This window comes from Paenibacillus lignilyticus, from assembly GCF_017942085.1.
Taxonomy (GTDB): Bacteria; Bacillota; Bacilli; order Paenibacillales; family Paenibacillaceae; genus Paenibacillus_Z; species Paenibacillus_Z lignilyticus.
Genome location: NZ_JAGKSP010000015.1, coordinates 50,277 through 68,771, shown reverse-complemented (window position 1 = coordinate 68,771; position 18,495 = coordinate 50,277). Strand labels below are relative to the sequence as shown.

The 18,495-nt window shown below is 52.5% G+C and carries 19 protein-coding genes and 1 riboswitch; of the genes, 6 read left to right on the top strand and 13 right to left on the bottom strand.

Features of this window, described 5'->3' with window-relative positions; all coding sequences use genetic code 11:
* Positions 1-154: 154 nt before the first annotated feature.
* Positions 155-1,420, top strand: coding sequence for a helix-turn-helix domain-containing protein (locus tag I8J30_RS25875; RefSeq protein WP_210663082.1), 1,266 nt, complete (start codon positions 155-157; stop codon positions 1,418-1,420).
* Between the two features lie 51 nt (positions 1,421-1,471).
* Here I8J30_RS25875 and I8J30_RS25870 read toward each other — a convergent pair whose 3' ends face one another.
* The 3 genes from I8J30_RS25870 to I8J30_RS25860 form a co-directional block, all read right to left on the bottom strand.
* A complete protein-coding gene (locus tag I8J30_RS25870; protein WP_210663080.1) occupies positions 1,472-2,044 on the bottom strand; it encodes a nitroreductase family protein in 573 nt (190 codons plus the stop codon).
* Between the two features lie 186 nt (positions 2,045-2,230).
* Complete coding sequence (locus I8J30_RS25865; RefSeq protein WP_210663078.1) at positions 2,231-3,070, bottom strand: sugar phosphate isomerase/epimerase family protein; 840 nt, start codon at positions 3,068-3,070, stop codon at positions 2,231-2,233.
* 21 nt (positions 3,071-3,091) lie between these two features.
* A complete protein-coding gene (locus tag I8J30_RS25860; protein ID WP_210663077.1) occupies positions 3,092-4,156 on the bottom strand; it encodes a Gfo/Idh/MocA family protein in 1,065 nt (354 codons plus the stop codon).
* Positions 4,157-4,280: 124 nt separating this feature from the next.
* Between I8J30_RS25860 and I8J30_RS25855 the strand changes: the two genes are divergently transcribed.
* The gene (locus tag I8J30_RS25855; protein ID WP_210663075.1) at positions 4,281-5,147 is read left to right on the top strand and encodes a helix-turn-helix domain-containing protein; all 867 of its coding nucleotides are present in this window, start codon (positions 4,281-4,283) and stop codon (positions 5,145-5,147) included.
* 21 nt (positions 5,148-5,168) lie between these two features.
* Here I8J30_RS25855 and I8J30_RS25850 read toward each other — a convergent pair whose 3' ends face one another.
* The 8 genes from I8J30_RS25850 to I8J30_RS25815 form a co-directional block, all read right to left on the bottom strand.
* Positions 5,169-6,047 carry a phytanoyl-CoA dioxygenase family protein gene (locus I8J30_RS25850; protein WP_210663074.1) on the bottom strand — a complete coding sequence of 293 codons (879 nt, stop codon included), beginning with the start codon at positions 6,045-6,047 and terminating at the stop codon, positions 5,169-5,171.
* 99 nt (positions 6,048-6,146) lie between these two features.
* Positions 6,147-7,034, bottom strand: coding sequence for a helix-turn-helix transcriptional regulator (locus I8J30_RS25845; protein ID WP_210663072.1), 888 nt, complete (start codon positions 7,032-7,034; stop codon positions 6,147-6,149).
* 15 nt (positions 7,035-7,049) lie between these two features.
* A complete protein-coding gene (locus I8J30_RS25840) occupies positions 7,050-9,095 on the bottom strand; it encodes a molybdopterin-containing oxidoreductase family protein (protein WP_210663070.1) in 2,046 nt (681 codons plus the stop codon).
* Positions 9,096-9,244: 149 nt separating this feature from the next.
* Positions 9,245-10,240 (bottom strand): aldo/keto reductase, encoded by a 996-nt coding sequence (locus tag I8J30_RS25835; RefSeq protein ID WP_210663067.1) that lies wholly within the window; start codon positions 10,238-10,240, stop codon positions 9,245-9,247.
* 51 nt (positions 10,241-10,291) lie between these two features.
* The gene (locus I8J30_RS25830) at positions 10,292-11,053 is read right to left on the bottom strand and encodes an SDR family NAD(P)-dependent oxidoreductase (RefSeq protein WP_210663065.1); all 762 of its coding nucleotides are present in this window, start codon (positions 11,051-11,053) and stop codon (positions 10,292-10,294) included.
* Complete coding sequence (locus I8J30_RS25825; protein ID WP_210663062.1) at positions 11,050-11,856, bottom strand: SDR family NAD(P)-dependent oxidoreductase; 807 nt, start codon at positions 11,854-11,856, stop codon at positions 11,050-11,052. The genes I8J30_RS25830 and I8J30_RS25825 overlap by 4 nt, the downstream gene beginning before the upstream one ends.
* Positions 11,853-12,233, bottom strand: a complete 381-nt coding sequence (locus I8J30_RS25820; protein WP_210663060.1) for a hypothetical protein — start codon at positions 12,231-12,233, stop codon at positions 11,853-11,855. The genes I8J30_RS25825 and I8J30_RS25820 overlap by 4 nt, the downstream gene beginning before the upstream one ends.
* A gap of 71 nt (positions 12,234-12,304) precedes the next feature.
* On the bottom strand, positions 12,305-13,075 hold the full coding sequence (locus tag I8J30_RS25815; RefSeq protein WP_210663058.1) for an SDR family NAD(P)-dependent oxidoreductase: 771 nt from the start codon (positions 13,073-13,075) through the stop codon (positions 12,305-12,307).
* Between the two features lie 136 nt (positions 13,076-13,211).
* On the opposite strand from I8J30_RS25815, the gene I8J30_RS25810 reads away from it, so the two are divergent.
* A complete protein-coding gene (locus I8J30_RS25810; RefSeq protein WP_210663056.1) occupies positions 13,212-14,108 on the top strand; it encodes a helix-turn-helix transcriptional regulator in 897 nt (298 codons plus the stop codon).
* A 97-nt stretch (positions 14,109-14,205) separates the two neighbouring features.
* Here the strand turns inward: I8J30_RS25810 and I8J30_RS25805 are convergent, their stop codons facing one another.
* Positions 14,206-15,030: a phytanoyl-CoA dioxygenase family protein gene (locus I8J30_RS25805; RefSeq protein ID WP_210663054.1), complete on the bottom strand. Its 825-nt coding sequence runs from the start codon at positions 15,028-15,030 to the stop codon at positions 14,206-14,208.
* A gap of 142 nt (positions 15,031-15,172) precedes the next feature.
* Between I8J30_RS25805 and I8J30_RS25800 the strand changes: the two genes are divergently transcribed.
* From I8J30_RS25800 to I8J30_RS25790, 3 genes are all read left to right on the top strand, one after another.
* Positions 15,173-15,979, top strand: a complete 807-nt coding sequence (locus I8J30_RS25800) for a helix-turn-helix domain-containing protein (RefSeq protein ID WP_210663052.1) — start codon at positions 15,173-15,175, stop codon at positions 15,977-15,979.
* Positions 15,980-16,073: 94 nt separating this feature from the next.
* A riboswitch (SAM riboswitch) is annotated at positions 16,074-16,202 on the top strand.
* 98 nt (positions 16,203-16,300) lie between these two features.
* Positions 16,301-16,843 (top strand): hypothetical protein, encoded by a 543-nt coding sequence (locus I8J30_RS25795; RefSeq protein WP_210663050.1) that lies wholly within the window; start codon positions 16,301-16,303, stop codon positions 16,841-16,843.
* A gap of 57 nt (positions 16,844-16,900) precedes the next feature.
* On the top strand, positions 16,901-17,065 hold the full coding sequence (locus I8J30_RS25790) for a hypothetical protein (protein WP_210663047.1): 165 nt from the start codon (positions 16,901-16,903) through the stop codon (positions 17,063-17,065).
* 316 nt (positions 17,066-17,381) lie between these two features.
* Here the strand turns inward: I8J30_RS25790 and I8J30_RS25785 are convergent, their stop codons facing one another.
* On the bottom strand, positions 17,382-18,482 hold the full coding sequence (locus tag I8J30_RS25785; RefSeq protein WP_210663045.1) for a polysaccharide deacetylase family protein: 1,101 nt from the start codon (positions 18,480-18,482) through the stop codon (positions 17,382-17,384).
* Positions 18,483-18,495: the final 13 nt, after the last annotated feature.

Here is an 18,495-nt window from a genome sequence, read left to right as displayed (position 1 = left end):
CAGAACGGAGTGAAGAGAACTCCCTGCTTGTCTTTTCTTTTTGTCATACAGGCTTCAAGGTCATGTTATAATGGTGAAATCCGTATCATTCTCAAGCCCTGTCGAACCAGGAAGGTATAGTAGCGGTTATGGGGTGCAGTTGGAGGAATCACGCATGCATGTAGGGAAAATCATCAAATTTTATCGCGAACAAGCACGTATGACCCAAGAACAGCTAGGCAGAGGCATTTGCTCGGATACGCATATCAGTAAAATCGAGCGAGGCTCGACGGATTTCTCACCTGAGGTCATTTCACTCCTTACCGAACGGTTGAATATCAACCTCGAATATGAGCTCGTTAAATTAAACACGATTAAGAAGCGATTATTTGCTTGGCATGAAGCGATCGTGATGCTGCTTCTAGATGAGATGGAAGCGATTAAGCTTGAGCTGGAGAATGAGCAGCTGATTCAAATCTCGGATTATACGGCACTCTACCAATTGATTCAGGCCAAATATTATCTGGCGCTTTCCCAGCCGGACGCCGCTTATACCATCGTTCAGAAGATGCAGCGCAGCCAGGCCAAACTCCCGACCTACGAGGGCAACCTCCTGCTTCATGTAACGGGAATCTGTTTTCTTGCCAAACAAGACTATCGGACTGCGATTGACACGTTGAAGCAAATTGACGCCGAGGAATATAACAATCCGGAATATTACTATCATATGGCCGTAGCCTATCATTGGATCGGTTCACACATGATGGCCTATTATTACGGGGAGAAGTCGCTTCGTTTCTTCAAAGACAGCCGGAACTTCGTACGCACCATCGATGCGGAGATGCTGTTGCTGCTGCAGGTTGTGTTCGATGATAATCGCAACCAAGCGGATATTATTTTGCGTTTTGAGAACTTGATTAAGACCTGCGATATCTGCAACACGCCGGAGCGTAAGAGGATCGCGCTGCACAATTTAGCCTATGAATATTTGGAACAAAACAATTACGAGATGGCATCCAAGTATTATCAAGCTTCGATGGAGCTGAATAATCCGAAGACGATGCTGTATCTGTTGTCGCTTGAAGGGTACATCCGCTGCTCCTTGCAGGGAAATCTGCTGAACAAAGAAGAGCTGCTGCGCGTTACGGAAGGCGGACTTCGGTCGGCGAAAGAAATACATGACCAAATGCTGCAAATTCGGTTCCAGCTCCTCCTCTATAAGATCGAAGAACAGCACGAGCAATATTATAGTTACCTGCGCAACAATGCGCTGGCCGTGATCCGCAAGAATGGAGACGCCATGCTGGTCGAGCGTTACGAGAAGGACTTATTCAACTATTACATGACAACCGGTCAATTGGAGCTGGCGCTGGAAACCGCCAGTTTCTTGATTAATAAAGAGAAGCCGCTAAACAAGAAAGAAGAGATGATACCCCGTTGATCCGGGAGTCATCTCTTCTTTTTTGTTGCATGGCATTGGCTGCCAACCAGTCTAGCCGTCAATCCAAGTCGTCTTGAGCTCAGCCGCCGCCCGCTTCGCTTGCGGCGGAGCCATATCCGGAACGCCGAGATAGATGAAGCCGAGCATCTTATCCTGCGGACGCAGGCCGAAGCTTTCATTCATGAGGGGATGATAGCAAGGCTCTCCGCTGCGCCATACAGCGCCAAGGCCCAGTGCGTGTATCGTAAGCAGCATGTTCTGGATGGCTGCATTTACTGCGCCGTATTCCTCAAGCTCGATAATATCGTGCCGCTCCGCGGGAGAGACGGCAACCGCGATAATAACAGGTGCGCGGAACGCTTTTTTCTTGGCTGATTCTGCTTTGATCTCATTCTCGGGCGATGATGGGTCTGCCTCGCCTGCAAGCGCAATACGCGCAAGCGCATCGCCGAGCTGCTTGCGTCCATCTCCGCGAAGGACAAAGAACCGCCAAGGCTCCGTTAAACGATGATTCGGCGCATAAATGCCCGCTTCCAAAATCTGCTCGATTACCGCTTTGTCGATCGGCTCCTGCGACACTTTGCCAATACTTCTTCTCGTTCGAATTGCCTCATGAATATTCATTGACCGTCTCCTATTCTAGTAAGTGATTCTATAATTGTAGCATATTTCATCTCGGAATTTGATCCGCGGATGCCATGTTACAAGTTCCCAATCGCAGGCTCGTGCTGTTATCTCAGCGAAAACACCAAAAAAAAATCCCGCAAGAATCGGCCAATACAGCCGACCCTGCGGGATTTTCGATCACAATTATGCCAATCCGGCCGCTGTATACACGCGGTCGAACCCGGCCTTGGAGCGCGCAAGCAGCTCCTCCGGCGATTGTGCAGGCGGCTCGGCAGTGAGAATCTCCTGCGTCACAGAACCTTTATAGCCAATCGCGTTCAGCGCGCGAAGGAACCCCGCCAAATCAATAACGCCCTCGCCCGGATAAAGTCTGCCGTTATCGCGTACTTCTTCAACCGGCAGGTCCGGCGCATCGTTAATGTGAACATGAACGATTTGATCCGGCGTTAATGCCTCGATATCGGCAATGGTCGAGCCGTTCGTGTACCAATGGTACGCATCGAATAACAAGCCGACATTCGGCTCGCCAATCGCGGCGATCCAATCGAGCGTTTCTTCCAGCGTCCACAGAAACGGATTCGCCCATGCGGTGCGCAGATGGTGAGGACCAACAAACTCCAGCCCCAAGGAGATGCCGTAAGCTCCTAGAATTTGTGCACATGTACGCAGTCTGCGTGTAGCCAGCACCGTAAAATGTGCCGCTTTAAAGTTCGTGGCCGGCAGCACATACGTGCAGCAGCGCGTGCAGCCCAGAGCCGCGGCAGCCGCTGCCTCTTCCGCCAGCTTGCTGAGCCCCTCGCGGAACTTCTCCTCCGAGTCCCGCCATTCCACGGACAGACCGATCGAGCCGATCGCTACTTCATGTTTCGCGAGAAGCGCCTTAGCGCCTTCCAACCCATTGCGCTCAATAAGTCCCTTCGCGTTAATATCTACCGTATGAAAGCCGTATTGACTTGCGGCTGCGATTAGATTCTCATCGCTTCCGATCTTGCCGAGTCCGGCATGTGATAACCCTCTTAACATAGTCGTAATCCTCCAATTGTTTTATAGATTCCAATCCAGCTTCACTTCATTGCCGGTGCGGGACGATTCATAGATCGCATCCAGCACCAGATTGTTCGTAAACCCGGACAGCGCGGACGTAATCGGCTGCTTGCCTTCTTGAATGCAGCTCAAGAAATGACGGCTGAGACGTAAGCGCTCATTCTCGTCGTTTTCCGGTTTGCTAAGCGGAATTTCCATCGGTTTATTGAACTTCTCCGTCAACAGCTTGCCTTGGGCGCCACGGTAACTTGCGCCGCCTTCCGTACCCATCAAATGTACGAATGGCGTATTATCCGTGTCCATATGAACGGCCCAGCTGACTTCAAGCGACAGCGTGCTGCCGTTATCCATTTTGATCAAAGCCGTTGCCAAGTCCTCGACATCATAGATGCCTTCCCAATTCGGCTTCCCCCATGTGCCAATCCCTTTGCGTTTAGGCCCAAACTCCGCATAGGTGGCACCGTAGACGGACACCGGCTTCGGATTGCCCATGAGGTAGAGCGCGAGATCCAGCATATGTACGCCGATATCAATCAACGGACCGCCGCCGGATTGATCGGAACGTGTGAACCATGTGCCCCAGCCCGGTATGCCTTTGCGGCGGTACCAGCCTGTTTTGGCCGTATAAATATGACCCAGCTCGCCGCGGTCAATCTGTTCCTTGATTTGCATCGGAACCGATTCCCAGCGCATCTGATGGGCGATCATGACGACGCGATCGGAGGAGCGGCTTGCTTTCAGAATTTGTCTGGCCGCATCGGCGTTGATGCCCATCGGTTTCTCCAGCAGCACATGTTTGCCGGCTTCAATCGCTTGAATAGCCAGCTCCGCATGATATTGGTTGGGTACGCCGATTACAACCGCATCCACGTTATCGCTTTGAATGAGCGCTTCAGGCGATGCCAGCACCTCGGCGATGCCGTATTCCTTGGCCCGTTGCTCAGCCAAAGGCAGAAACACATCTGTTATTGCGGTTATTTGGCAGAGCTCGCCAAGCTGCGAGAATTGTGCCGCGTGAACGCTTCCAATATTGCCTGCACCGATGATACCAATTCGAATCGCCATGTTAATCCATCTGCCTCCTCGGATCCATCACTTCTTCTACCATTTCTATGATAAAGTAGTACATAGAAAAAAGCGTGACTCATATTTCGATAAACGTCCCATTTCTTCGGAGGCTGCCCATTCTATGACCTTTTTTCCGGATTACTTGAAAACATACCCGAATATGGATTCCGCGTTTCCGCTGCATATGAGTTTGAACACACTCAAACAAGGGTTTCGAGCGCATCGCCACGATTTTCTGGAGTTCTCTTATGTGGTAGAGGGCCGAGGCCGGGAAAGCATCAACGATGTGAAACACGAGATGCTCCCGGGCACGTTTACGTTCGTGCAGCCCTATCAGGTCCACGAGATCTTCACCGAACCCGGCAGCACGCTTGTGCTCTACAACTGCAATTTCAGCATGGATTTGCTCATCGATTCCGGACACGGCGACGGTCTCTCCGATCTGATTGAACCAAGCCTCCTTGAACCCTATACGACTTTTACGGGCGCGAAGCAGGAGCGAATGCTCTTTCTCATTGAAGACATGCTGAAGGAGTATACGGGAAATGAACCATGGCGGCAGACTTTGCTGCAGGCGAGATTGAAGGAACTGCTCGTTTGTTTCGATCGGGAGCGCAGAGCGAACCGGCCGGAGAACGTTCCGTTAACCTCCCCTGCCAAAACCAATCCGTCGATCTGGCCCATCATCCATCACATTCACCGCAACTATCGCGATGAGCTGACTTTATCGCAGCTATCCGATCGTTTCGGCATGAGCGTCTCTCGCATCAGCGAAGTGATCAAGGAAACGACCGGCCAAACCTTCGTTCATTTCGTGCAAGATTTGCGCTTGCGGCATGCTACCAGCCTGCTGGTGTCCACCGACTTCAGCGTCGTCGATGTCGCGCTTGAAGTCGGCTTCGGCTCGTACAAAACCTTTGTCCGCATCTTCCGCGAACGCAAAGGCATGGTGCCGATGGCTTATCGCAAAGCAAAACGGCCCCAGTGATGGGCCGTTTCGTATCAGAAGCTACACGCGGTGCAGGCTCTTCCCTTTCTCTTCCTTTACCTCGCGCCACATTTTCCGCCACTCCGTTACATCGGTCAGTACGCTTGCCGGGTCGTACGCACTCCGCACCGGGAAGGATGGATGTATCGATCGCCCGGACGGAGCACCCGTCTTATGATAACGCAAATCAATCGACCAGCGGATAATATCCGAACGATTGGAGATCCCTCTATGCGGCGTATACTTGTTCATAATGACGAGGCCGCCTTTCTTGCACTCCGCCAACACCGGCGTTACGGCAGGCAGCTTCTCAGGCACGATCGTCGTGCCGCCTTCTGAGCGATGGTTGATATACCCCTGTTTGAACACATGCGGCATGATCTCCATGCACCCGGTTTCGGCGGTTGCATCCACAAGCGGCAGCCAGAACGTAATGATCTCCGATGCTTCCGAATCCGGCGAAGTGACGGCGCAATCCTGATGCCAAGGCACATTTTGAAAATAATCCGGTTCCGACTGCGTCGACTTCGCGGGATGTTTCGCGCGAATATGCTGAATCGGGTTGCAGCTGAGCTCCGTTCCTAACAGGCATTCGACCAGATCAAGCAGCCCTTCATTCCCCATGAAACGAAAGATAGCCTCTCCCAAATAACCGTTAATATCAAACCCCCGGCATATCTCCTTGCTCTGCTCGTACAACCTCGTATAGCGCTTCTCAAAGGGTTCATCCTCGTACAGCTCCGTCAGCTTGCCCTCAGCCAGAAGCTGTCCGGCTCTTGCGTCAAGCTCAGCCGAAAGCTCGTCGATAACGGGCCGCAGGTCCTCATCCGTGAATACATTCGGCACAATCAAATACCCTTCGGTTTGATATCGGATCAATTGCTCAAGCGTTAATCGCATTTGCCCACCGACCGCCTTTGAACTGGAATTGTTCTTCTCTTCTTCATCATAGCGGCGCCGCGTGCTGATAGGAAGGTAGAATCTTACACCGAATGCGGACTATATTATCCGATATTCGCTCGGCGCGCGGCCATGATGTCTGCGAAATAATCTCGCAAAATAAGAAGCGTCCTCGTACCCGAGCAGCTCAGCGATGGTGAACACAGGAAAATCCGTATAGAGCAGCAGCTTCTCTGCTTCCGTCATCCGCAGCTGCTGCAAATAAGCCATCGGCGTCATGGATGTATGCGCTTTAAATACACGGCACAAGTAATTCGGCGTCCAATGCACATGGTGGGCAAGCTCATCCAGCTTAAGCTGTTCACCGATATGAGCGCGCATGTATTGCTGCAGCGTATTGATTTCATTGGCCAGCGCTCTCGCATTTCGTGCCTTCGAAGTCGAATCAACAAGCTGCCCGCTAAGCTTCCCTATCGTTTGTTCGATTCGCAGCACCAGCTCGATCACCATCAGCGACAGATGCTCTGCCGTGACATAGCGATTGCCGGGATCAAGCAGCCGATTGAAGCCTTCAAGCAGAAAAGGCCTTAAAGCAGGCGGTACAAGTATGGGCTCGTCACGGAAACCGGCAGGCAGCACATAGCCTCTTTTGTCCTCGATCCAATCAAATAGGTTCACCGTCTGCGCGGGCTCGTTGCTCTCTTCATCACGCAGCAGAAACGTGCATTCCAAATTATGCAGGCCGATATCATCATCCGCATGAAATTGATGCCATTCATTCGGGTTGATGACATACAAGAAGCCGGGCAATGCCCGGCTCTTCCTGTCGTTAACGAGGAAGCTGCCCGCTCCCCCGGTAATATACATCAGATGAAATACCGGATGTTGGTGCCTTGTCGTCAACATCCCTTTACGGCCTTGCCGTCGATCGGTAGTAATATGCTCCGGACGTAAGCTTTGCCCTTGCATCACCAGCCGTATGCTCATGCACCAGTCACCTCGTTACCGTTTGTCGACTTGCACGCGTCCGGAGAAGAAGGTTGCTCCTCTTCCCATATCCGCCACCCGGTCCGGAGTGAGCGCATTAACCAAAGCCTTGCCGCCGCCGGCTTCGTCGGCCCATAAGCCTTGGCTTACGACGACACCCGCCAGCACATCATCGCCTACCGCCGCTGTCAGCTCGCAGCTGGCGCGGTCATTCCATACCCGAATGGCATCGCCATTCGCGATGCCTCGCGCTTGTGCATCGGCCCGGTTCATGTGCAGTTTCGGCGTTTTCTCCATGGCGATATGCTTGTCGTTATTGGAGAACGTCGAATTCAAGAAATTATGATTGGCAGTCGGAATGAATAAGAACGGATATGGACCATCCTCAACAAGCGGAATGTAAGTCGGCATTGGCGGGTAGCCTTTGCGTTCCATAGCCGCGGAATAGAGCTCGATCCGTCCGCTCGGCGTCCGCAGCTTGCCTGGGAACAGCGGCTTCACATCGGCTTTCAACGCCCCGTGCTCCCGCAGCGATTGCAGCGATATCCCGGCCAAATTCGGATTATTCGGGTTGTTCAGCGCCTGCACGATCATCGCATCATCGGAATCCTGAAGTGCTTCTTCCTCATATCCCATGCCGGCAGCAAGCAGTCTGAACACATCGGAATTCGACTTGCTTTCCCCATATGGCGCTGCAACCGGCTGCTGCAGATGCACATAATGATGCCAATAGGAGAGGTACAAGTCGGTATTCTCAAAAGCGGACGTTGCCGGCAGCACAATATCCGCATAAGCCGCCGTCTCGGTTAGAAACAGATCATGCACGACCGTAAACAGATCCCCGCGCAATAGGCCCTCTCTTACTTTGGTAGCGCTCGGCGCTACAACAGCCGGATTGGAGTTGTACACATACAAGGAAGAGATCGGCGGCCCATCCGCATCCGTCAGCGCGCTGCCCAGCAGATTCATGTTCACTTCACGCGCGCCGCTTACGGCCCGCAAATCCGGACGTTCCAGAGCAGGCTTGTTCAGCGCCAGATAACCGCCGTTTCCTTTGATCGCGCCGCCGCCTCTTTTCAGCCATTGCCCCGACACCGCCGGAAGACAGGCGATGGCGCGAGTCGTCATGCCGCCGTTATCATGATGCTGAGGGCCGTTACCGATGCGGATAAACGCTGCTTCACTGGTGCCGTACATGCGCGCCAACTTATAGAGATCCTCAATCGGCACGCCTGTAATGGTGGAAACTACCTCAGGTGCGTACGATTTCACATGCTCGCGAAGCTGCTCGTGGCCCACGGTAAACTGCTCCATGAACGACTCATCCGTAAGCTGCTCGGCGAATAATAGATGCATGATTCCGAGCGCCAGCGCCGCATCCGTGCCGGGCATGACCGGAATAAACCAATCCGCCCACTTCGCGGTGCGATTGCGGTGTACATCAATGACAACCACAGTCGCACCGTTCTTGCGCGCCTTCTCGGCAATCGTCACTTGGTGCATATTCGTGCTTACCGCATTGATGCCCCACATGATAATGAGCTTCGCGTGGACGGTTTCCTCCGGATCCGTACCGTAGCTTCCACCCATCGTGTAGCCATAACCCTCTGTTCCGGCAGCCTCGCAGATCGAATAGATCAGCTTGCTCGCCCCCATCCGATTAAAGAATCGGCGGCCCAACCCTTCCGTGCCAATACGGCCCATGTTGCCATAGAAGCTGTAAGGAAGAATCGCTTCCGGCCCTTCGGCTGCGATTAGCTGCTTCCACCGGGACGTTATCGTGCCGATGGCTTCTTCCCAAGTAATCCGTTCAAACTGCCCGCTCCCCTTGGGACCAATCCGCTTAAGCGGGTATTGCAAACGATCTTTATCATAGATGCGTTCCGTCATATTCCGTACTTTATTACAAATCGCCCCTTGCGTAACCGGATGCTCGGGATCGCCCTCTATCCGTACAATGCGGCCATTCTCTTTATGCACAAGAAGTCCGCACTGATCGGGACAATCCAGTGAGCAGACCGATGGGAATACGCCATTTGGTTCCATAGCTGTTGCTGTCATTCTGCGAGTCACTCCTTCGCTTTCACTTCCACGCGTACACATGATTCCATTATATCGGGTGCAGCCTAGTGTGAAAAGCGCGGGAAAGGTGTCTATAAGCAAGAAAAGCCTGCATCCCTGTACTGCAGGTTGCAAGCCATTCTCTATGGTTATACGGCGGATACGTAGGAGCCCGTCTCCAAGAATCGCAGTTGCGCCGGCGTGAGCGTAACCTCGCTTGCAGCGCAGCTATCCAGCACGTATGCCGGCTTCGAAGCGCCGATAATCGGGAATACGGGAAACGGCTGCGAGGTTAAATACGACAGCGCAATAACCGTACTCGTCGTTTCGAGCTCGGCAGCTAACTGCTGTACACGTTCCAGGCGGTCAAAGCTGGCTTCATTGAAATACATTTTCTGCACGCCTGCCGCACTGCCTTGGCTGCCTGCTTCCCTGTCTCTTGCATAGCGGCCGCTGAAGAAGCCGTTCGCCTGCGACGAGTACGGAATAACGGCCATCCCCGTCTCGGCAAAATAAGTCCGATCCGAATCGCTCATCACCACGAGCGTCGGATCTCCTACGGAGCCCGGCGTGCATACGGCAAGATTCCAGAGCGGCTGACTGGCTGCAAAAGGCGTTAAGCCATGCTCGGCAGCATATCGCTGGGCTTGCTTGATCCGCTCCACCGTCCAATTGGAGCATCCGATGCTGCGGATGCGGCCGGCCTTCACTTCGTCATGCAGCGTCTCCATAATCTCATCGACCGGTACATTCGCATCGTCGCGATGCAGCCAGTAGAGATCGATATAATCGGTCTGCAGCTGACGCAAGCTTCTGTCGATATCCGCTTCGATATCCGCTCGTCCGAGCCTTGGAATATGCATCGTCGCAAGCTCCGGATGCGCGCCTTTTGTCGCCAGAATAAGCTGGTCGCGATGGCCTCGTTCCTTCAGCCATTCCCCGATCCGGATTTCGGTCAAGCTTCTTCCTTGGCCGAGCCAATCGTCATATACGAGCGCCGTATCGATAAAATTGCCGCCTTGTTCCACGTAGAGATCAAACAGTTTAAATGCATCCTCACGGGGCATTCCGCCGCCGAAGCCGGCTGTCCCCATACAGATAACGGCAGCGTTTAAAGGTGTTCCCGGTATGTAGCGATAACGCATAAATTCGTTTCCTCCCCGATCCCATTTTCGGACAGCTGCATGCTTTACAAGTTACTTTAACGTAATGCCGCCGTCCACGATCAGCACTTGGCCGTTTATCTGCTTACTCATGCCGGAGGCCATGAATAAGACGGCATCCGCGATATCCTCGCCGGTTTGCAGTCGCGCGGCTAATGCCGTCATCTGTTCCTCATCCATGCCGTTCGCTTTCCACCTGGCGACCTCGCCTTCCGATGCCACCCAGCCCGGCTGCACGCAATTCACTCGAATGCCGTGCTTCACAAACGCTTTTGCGAGATTTCGCGTCAGCGTGACGATGCCGCCCTTGGAAACGGCATAAGCCATCGTCGCGGGCTCGCCGGCTGTTGCGTGGTTAGAGCCAATATTGATGATGACGCCGCTGTTTCGCTCGATCATGCCCGGCACGACGGCTTGGCACAGCATATAGGCGCCTTTGAGGTTAATGCCGAGCACGTTATCCCAGAACGCCTCATCGGTATTCAGCAAATCTGCTCTCGGGAAGATGCCCGCATTGTTGACGAGCACATCGATTGAACCGCCGAATCGGTGGATCGACTCGGCTACGAGCGACTGTACTTCACTCAGCTTGGAAACATCGCAGCGGATAAAATGAACCTCATTCCCCATATCCGCAAGCTGTATCGCCGTCTCCGCACCGCTCTCGTCGTGATCGGCAATGATGACCCGTGCCCCGCACGCCAGGAATCGCTTGGCAATTGCACGGCCAATCCCTCTGGCTCCGCCCGTAACTACGACCGACTTCCCTTCAAACGTAATGAGTGGCGCCGTCATGTCCGCAGTGCATCCTTCCGCGCCGCCTCATAGGCGATACTCGGAATCTGCGTCGCGAATTTGCCGCCGCTTACGTCGATCATCGTACCGGTAATGTAACCGGCAAGGTCGGAAGCGAGGAAACAGATCAGGTTCGCAACATCGTCCTTGCTGCCCCAGCGACGAAGCGTAAGCGTGTCCAGCAGCTTTTGCTGCCGCTCCTCCGGTTGTTCTGCAAAATGATTCATCTCCGTCGGAATCATCCCCGGGGAATAACAATTCACGGTAATATCATAAGGTCCCAGCTCGCCCGCAAGTACTCGCGTGAACTGTTTAACGGCCGCTTTGGACGACGCATACGCTGCGCTTCCGTAGGCAGGCACGATCGCCGCAAAGGAGGCTGCGTTTAGAATGCGCCCTGCCCCTTGGGCTTTCATAATCGGGACAACGGCTTGGCACATCAGAAAGGTGCCTTTCATGTTAATGTCCATGTTGGCGTCCCAGACATCTTCCTTGAGCAGCTCAACCGTGCCGCCGCTGGCCACTCCGGCATTGTTGATTAAGATATCTATTCGCCCAAAACGGTTCCGTACCTCCTCTACTACCTCCGCGATTCGGGCCGAATCCCTCACATCACAGATGAATTGCGCACCGGTAAGCTGTTCCTCGGCAAATTGCAGCGCCAGCTCATCAAGCTGCTCTTGCTTAATATCCGTAGCAATGGTAATGACGCCTTCCTTCGCAAGCGTGAGTGCAATATGGCGTCCAATCCCTCTGCCGGCGCCGGTAACGATGGCTACTTTTCCTTGTAGATCGATGATCATGACATTGCCTCCTCCTCAGGTTTCAGTGCGTTAAGGCTGTGCATCAGCTGCTTCACATAAGCGATGCTGGACATAAGCTGCGACTGTTCGTAGGCTGCAACGTTCTCCACCGCTTCTCCACGTTCATGCGGCGTGCGCCAATCGGCGGCCGGCTTCGCATGGCGCTGAACGAAACGGAGCAGCTCCGCAAGCTCTCTGGCGGATCGGGCCAGGTATTCCGGCCAATAATCGTCGGCAAGGACCCTTGCATGCCTTGCTTCCAATGCTCCAATTTCAATGGACATGCACAGTGTCTGAACTGCTTGGCTGGCGCGAAATACGTCCATCAGCGCCGGAAAGCCTTCCGCTCCTTGTCCGATCGGACAGCGGACGAGCATGTACCCTTCCGCATCCCGATCACCCTTTCGTATCCCGCTTTCCGGCTATTCGGCCGGGAGATGAACCCGGTTTATTTTGCCGTCCATCCGCCATCGACCGTTAACGAAGCGCCTGTCATGAAGCTGGATGCGTCGGATGCGAGAAATAATGTCGGTCCTGCAATTTCGTCCGGCCTTCCCCAACGCCCCAGCGCGATTTGATCGATAAAGAAGCGATTCGCTTCCGGATTGTTTATCACAACGGTGTTGAGCTCGGTCGCGATCGGACCGGGGCATAGCGCGTTTACGGTAATGTTAAATGGCGCAAGCTCCAACGCCAGCACTTTGGTTAACTGAATGACGCCGCCTTTGCTGGCGCAGTAAGCACTTCTCTCCGGCAGACCCACCATGCCCAGCATCGAAGCAACGTTAATAATACGACCGGATTGCTGCTCTTTCATGATCGGCGTAACGGCGCGTATGCACAAGTATGGGGCTTTCAAATTCGTGCCCATCACCAGGTCCCAGCTTGCTTCATCGTAGCTGTCGATAGGCTTGCGGATGTTGACTCCCGCATTGTTGATGAGAATATCGATGCGTCCGAAACGCTCCTTGACCGCTTGCACCAGCCGTTCCACTTGGCCGGCTTCCGTCAGTTCCGCTGCCATGCCGATAACTTCAGTCCCTGTATCGATAGATAGCTGTTTGGCAATCGCTGCTGCTTTCTCCTCGGAACGACTCGTAATGACGACTGCTGCTCCTGCTTCCGCCAACGTTTGTGCCATCACAACACCAAGTCCGCCTGTTCCGCCCGTAATTAATGCAACTTTTCCGGTTAATTGAAATAAGTGGCTGCTGTTCATATCAAAATCACCTGTTCCTTTCATCCTTGTTAAGGAATGCGCTTACATGTTACCATTTCAGTATCCGGAAGGCTTTACATAAAGGAGATCGTTTTTTGGACTTTTCCGAACTCGCGTATAAGGCGGTGCTGATTAATTGGACAACGCTCTTTTTCCTCGGATTAGGCAAACCACTTTACGGGATATCTCTCCCGTTATTCATTGGGCGCGGCAGCACTACCGAGCCCCGGCGTTCAAGTGGAGCCGTCGCATCTATGATTTTCAGCTCCTCTATGTGAAACATGGCGAGATCAGGGCTACGATCGAGGGCGAAACCATTGAAGTTCGGGCAGGCAGTCTGCTCATCTTATCCCCTTGGCGACATCATCGGATTGAAGTGCTGACAGAGCCGCACGCAGAGCTGCTCGGCATCCATTTTGACTTTTTCGATGGCGCGGCTAACAGTCATACCATCATCGCGGACGAGTACAACGCGGACCCCGGTGCGTTCAGCGATATGCCCTATTTGGGGGCGGATCGGCCGATTTTCACGGAACCGCTGCTTACGAATGTGTCACCGAGAATCATCTCCCTTGTTGAAAATGTCATTCTGGAATGGAATGATCGGCAGCAGGATTACGACAGCGTGTGCAAAGGGCTGATGATTCAGCTGTTCGGATTGCTCCTCCGGCAGCAGAACGAAGGGCGGGGAACGCCGCATCCGAAATATGAGAAGCGTCTGCTTGAACTGGTCCATGAGATTCGAACCGATTGCAGCCGCCGCTGGTCGAGCGCGGATATGGCGAAGTTTCTGCTCGTACATGAAGATTATATGAGCCGGCAGTTCAAAGCGATGATGGGTGTAGGTCCCAATAAATTCGTGCAGACCGTGCGCCATCAGGAAGCCAAACGATTGCTGCGGGAAACGGATCAGACGATCGAATGGATATCGGGGGCGGTCGGCTATGAGGATTTCCACTATTTCAGCCGCATTTTCAGACGCTGGGAAGGCATGTCTGCCATGCAGTTCAGGAAGCTTTCGCGGACCATATAGAAGTAGGACAGCCTCTGCGTCATCCGTGGGATGATCGAGACTGTCCTTTTCATTTGGATAACGTCAAATTGCTCTCTTAAACGCCGGATTTGACTCCTTATGCAAAATGCCCCTTAGGCTTCTTGCCGATCCATCTCTCGTCTATTTTATCGCTGGCAGACTGATATCTGGTGTCCACACTAAGCCGATAATGATTGGTCGTATTCTCCAGGGAACAATGCATGAGGAACATTCCGAATATAAGAACATCCCCGGCCCGGAACTCGGTCGTTGCCCATTTGCCTCCGAACTTCTCCGTAATCACGAGCGGATCATCCGTATAATGGCCAACCCCGTCGCGATCCGAGTCCTTTTTCCCGTAGGTGGCTTTTAATTCTTCAAAGTTATGCGAGTTCAAACATAATGCAAGGCCTCCCATCGCATAATTCACGTCCCCGATTGGAGACCAAACGGTATAGAGGTTATGAGTTCCTCTGCCCATGTAGATGATATCGTAGTGCGCGCCGGTGAAATCGCCTTTCCCTACCGCCCGGAGCCACTTATAGTGATAGGTCATCGTTTTTTCTCCCATCAGTCCGTCAAAGAAGCGCATGACATGCTCTCCGTTTAAAACGTTCAGCAGCTCCGGCAGATCCTCGTTCGTGCCGCCCATGAAGATCGACTTGCTTCCATCGGCCATGATGCCTTCTTCCAGAAGTGTGTCGCGATTCAACTTCCCCATGCGATCTATCTTCTCTAAAATGCGTCTGCGCGCGCTCAGTACTTCTTCGCGTTTATGAAAATCACGCAGCAGCAAATAGCCGTCTTCCTGCAAACGGTTACGAATCGCATCTACGTCATGCAGAATATCGTTAGAGCTTCTCAATTCCGTCAAATGCGGCCCTCCAAGCTCCAATTCCCTCGAACCTACTTTAACCAACATGTCGCTTGCCCCTTTCGATTTGTATAACGTAAGTTTAAGGGGGAACGACGTGCCACACCATGGAAAAAAATCATTCAAACATGTATAATCGTACAAAAAATACTAGGAATCCATATTGCGACAGTGGGGGTTATACTTTTAGATGGCTTATATCAACATTCCCTATCAACTTACGGAAACGCAGTCTCCGCCGCCATGTCAATTTAAATCAATTTGGAAGGTTGAAGCCAATAACAGCTATCAGGTCGTTCATCCTCAAGGCCTAACGTTACCCGGTCTATTCGTTACTTTAGAGGGAAAAGGTAAATTCGTTCAAGAGAATGAGGAAACGATGCTTACCGCGGGAACCTTGCTCTTCGTGCAAGAGCTGCTTCCCTGCTCTTATGATTGCGCTGATGACAATTGGAAATTTTACTTTATTCATGTTGATCAGCTTGCCATGATCCATCATTTAGGTCTCCCAATCGGAGAACGGATCACGTCCGCCAAAATAAATGAGGCCATTCGGTTATGTGAACGCCTCATTGAGATTCTCATCATCAAATCGACCGGCTACGATTACGCGGCGAATATCATTCTCCAAGAGCTGCTGCTCTTATTTGCCGGGGACCGAATAATTAACCTCCATAGCAATCTCGATTTGGAGGACATCCTGCTTCACATGCATCGAAGCATCGCTCAGCCGTTCCGAAGCGAAGACTACATTCGTCACAGCGGTTTGTCTCGGACCGCATTCTTTTCCCAATTTCGTCAGATGACCGGGAAATCCCCAAACCAGTACATGCTGGAGCTCAAGCTTGCATCCGCCAAAGCCTCTCTGGAAGCAACAAACACTTCCGTCAAGGACATTGCTGCCGCACTCCACTTTTACGATGAATTCCACTTATCGAAATCGTTTAAGAAGCGTTACGGCGTCTCTCCCCGTACCTACCGAAAAACGAACACCTAGTTTTATTCGCGTTCGTTTGGGATGGAATCAGGCATCGCCCTCTTGACAATCTGGTTGACTATATAGCATAATGGAAAAAATTTAATACGTATTTTTCTTATCAAGAGTAGGTGGAGGGACAAGCCCGATGATACCCGGCAACCGACAACCCTTTTTTTATTAAAGGAGTGCACGGTGCTAATTCTTGCGGAACGCTTTATTAGGCGAATCTGGGAGATAAGAGCGAGGATCAATGACATTACATTCCTATGACCTTCTCTGATTCCGGAGAAGGTCATTTTTGTTTTCTATACAACAACTACACTTGTGTACTGGAGGATCATGATGCTGAACACGATTCCTGACCATGCGGCGATAGATGAGTCTGCCGAGTATCACCGAGATACGCTTCCCCAGCTGATTGCTTTGCTCAATTTGAGAAATTCGGTCATCGGCTATTCGTTGGAGTTTATGCAGCAATGTAAGATTAGCCGTATTGAATGTTTTCGCTTTGACAGTGAGCTTGCGGATAAGCTGGCACCGGGCCGCGAGAGCGAATATGTCTGTGGATTAATTGCGATCACAACGAATACGGGAGCAGTTGGTGCAGCGGAGTTCGCCATCCCTCGCAAAGACTTGAATTGCGATTTGGTGATGTGGGCTTCCCCCCTTCAGCGGATGAAGGGGCAGACGCTGCTCGAGAGCTTCGGCTACGTTCAGAGCAAGCTGGAGTCATGGGGATCCGCGAGATCCGAGCTCATCGCGTCAGCGCTGTTGAAGCTCAATGGGAACGCTGAACCGGCTGCAGCTCGGACTGAGGAGCAACGCTACCTCTGGGATCGGTCGCATCTGCTTCACCATACGCAAGCGTTTGTTTCGTTCTGAGTGGAGTCCGCTCCTCGGCTGACCAGTTGCATTTCGACTTCGGTCAGCCGAGGAGGCATGCAGCCGGTTCGGCCGGCGGCGGAGTCGGTGATATGGGTGCGGCGCGCGCTTGGCATTCGGGATCCCGGCGTTTGGCATTCCGCATACGGCATGCGGCATCCGGCATGCGGCATCCGGCATGCGGCATCCAGCATTCCGCATTCGGCATGCCGAATGCTCTAACGAATCCTACAAGCCTTATTTGAGCAAAAACCCCGCCAAAAAAATTCTAACGAATCGTTGAAGCCTTATTTGGTGGATTTCGAGTATTTTGAGGCCGTTTCCCCCAATATAAGACCTCTGTGATTCTTTAGAATCTCGAAACCCCGAAATTCGATGAAATAAGACCTGTACGATTCGTTAGAATTGGAGACACGCTGGTTGCGGCATTCGGGAGCATGTTAGCATTCGAGACATGCCGGTTGCGGCATACTGCACCGTATCACATTCATTATGCAGCTTTGCACATGAGGCGGCATGCCCCACCGTATCACACTCATTATGCAGCGTTGCTCACGCGCCGTTTCTGCTGCTGCTGCTTGAAAGTCGATTCCGCCAATAACGCGGCGACGATTACCATCGCGGCCAATGTCCATAACGCCTCGCGTTTTCGCTCCGGCGCGAGGTCGAAGTGGGCATGTCCAAGCCGCTCCATCGCTTGTTTCATAAGCGCCACCTGCAAGTCGGGATTATTCTGCGCGCCGCCGGCGTTTAGACGGAAACCGTTGGTTTGGTGGGGGCTGTCGAGTCCATCTTTGACCGTCAGCGTCACGTCGATGCCCAGTTGTGCGCAAATATCCAGCAATGGCTTGGAGAACGCGCCGTACGGGAAAGCAAGCACGTGGTTCGAGTTGCCGAGCTTCTCCTCCAAAACGAGATTCGCTTGCTCCAAATCAGCTTTTACCCGCTGCATGTATTCCTTCTTCGTCTCCCTTCTGCCCTTATCTTTCAAATAAATCGGTCCGGTCAACGCAGCAATTAATTGCTTGCCCTTCGCATCCCTTGGCACATAGCGATGAGAATCGAAGGAATGGCTGTAGAATGAAATGCCGGTCCGGCTCATCTCCTTTACCTGATCCCAATTCAGTTTGGGAACCCCGGCATGCCTAGGATTACCCACCGAGCTGACGATTAGAAAGTTGGTTGCGGGTGCTTTATACTTGCGCAGGATCGGATAGACATCCTGATAGAAAGATTCATAGCCGTCGTCGAACGTGAGCAGCACCGCATTTTCCGGAACCCGGTCTCCCCGCAAAATGAATCCTCGGTACTGATCCATCGTGATCCAATGAAAATTGTTAGCCTTCATTAATTCAAGCTGGCGCTTGAACTTAACCACGGATAACGCGCCGGCATCGTGCGGCTTCTTCATGACTTCATGATACATGAGCACAATCACGTGATCTTTATAGTACGTGCCATGAGGTTCGGCAGGACTTGGTCTTAAATCAGCGGTGCTGGCCACGCTCCCGCCACTGTAGAACAATCGTGCGACGAAGGGCAATCGGCTATGATAAGTTTGAATGGTCAACATGCAGCAAAGAACAGTAAGCCCTAGCAGCAGATAGGTTAGAACAAATTTTCTGGTTTTTAAAGACATAGAGTCAACTCCG

What these genes read in the sequence shown, in the direction of transcription:
- I8J30_RS25875 (WP_210663082.1), top strand. Translation starts at nt 155, where the DNA reads ATGCATGTAGGGAAAATCATCAAATTTTATCGCGAACAAGCACGTATG.
- I8J30_RS25870 (WP_210663080.1), bottom strand. Translation starts at nt 2,044, where the DNA reads ATGAATATTCATGAGGCAATTCGAACGAGAAGAAGTATTGGCAAAGTG.
- I8J30_RS25865 (WP_210663078.1), bottom strand. Translation starts at nt 3,070, where the DNA reads ATGTTAAGAGGGTTATCACATGCCGGACTCGGCAAGATCGGAAGCGAT.
- I8J30_RS25860 (WP_210663077.1), bottom strand. Translation starts at nt 4,156, where the DNA reads ATGGCGATTCGAATTGGTATCATCGGTGCAGGCAATATTGGAAGCGTT.
- I8J30_RS25855 (WP_210663075.1), top strand. Translation starts at nt 4,281, where the DNA reads ATGACCTTTTTTCCGGATTACTTGAAAACATACCCGAATATGGATTCC.
- I8J30_RS25850 (WP_210663074.1), bottom strand. Translation starts at nt 6,047, where the DNA reads ATGCGATTAACGCTTGAGCAATTGATCCGATATCAAACCGAAGGGTAT.
- I8J30_RS25845 (WP_210663072.1), bottom strand. Translation starts at nt 7,034, where the DNA reads ATGAGCATACGGCTGGTGATGCAAGGGCAAAGCTTACGTCCGGAGCAT.
- I8J30_RS25840 (WP_210663070.1), bottom strand. Translation starts at nt 9,095, where the DNA reads ATGACAGCAACAGCTATGGAACCAAATGGCGTATTCCCATCGGTCTGC.
- I8J30_RS25835 (WP_210663067.1), bottom strand. Translation starts at nt 10,240, where the DNA reads ATGCGTTATCGCTACATACCGGGAACACCTTTAAACGCTGCCGTTATC.
- I8J30_RS25830 (WP_210663065.1), bottom strand. Translation starts at nt 11,053, where the DNA reads ATGACGGCGCCACTCATTACGTTTGAAGGGAAGTCGGTCGTAGTTACG.
- I8J30_RS25825 (WP_210663062.1), bottom strand. Translation starts at nt 11,856, where the DNA reads ATGATCATCGATCTACAAGGAAAAGTAGCCATCGTTACCGGCGCCGGC.
- I8J30_RS25820 (WP_210663060.1), bottom strand. Translation starts at nt 12,233, where the DNA reads ATGCTCGTCCGCTGTCCGATCGGACAAGGAGCGGAAGGCTTTCCGGCG.
- I8J30_RS25815 (WP_210663058.1), bottom strand. Translation starts at nt 13,075, where the DNA reads ATGAACAGCAGCCACTTATTTCAATTAACCGGAAAAGTTGCATTAATT.
- I8J30_RS25805 (WP_210663054.1), bottom strand. Translation starts at nt 15,030, where the DNA reads ATGTTGGTTAAAGTAGGTTCGAGGGAATTGGAGCTTGGAGGGCCGCAT.
- I8J30_RS25800 (WP_210663052.1), top strand. Translation starts at nt 15,173, where the DNA reads ATGGCTTATATCAACATTCCCTATCAACTTACGGAAACGCAGTCTCCG.
- I8J30_RS25795 (WP_210663050.1), top strand. Translation starts at nt 16,301, where the DNA reads ATGATGCTGAACACGATTCCTGACCATGCGGCGATAGATGAGTCTGCC.
- I8J30_RS25790 (WP_210663047.1), top strand. Translation starts at nt 16,901, where the DNA reads ATGCAGCCGGTTCGGCCGGCGGCGGAGTCGGTGATATGGGTGCGGCGC.
- I8J30_RS25785 (WP_210663045.1), bottom strand. Translation starts at nt 18,482, where the DNA reads ATGTCTTTAAAAACCAGAAAATTTGTTCTAACCTATCTGCTGCTAGGG.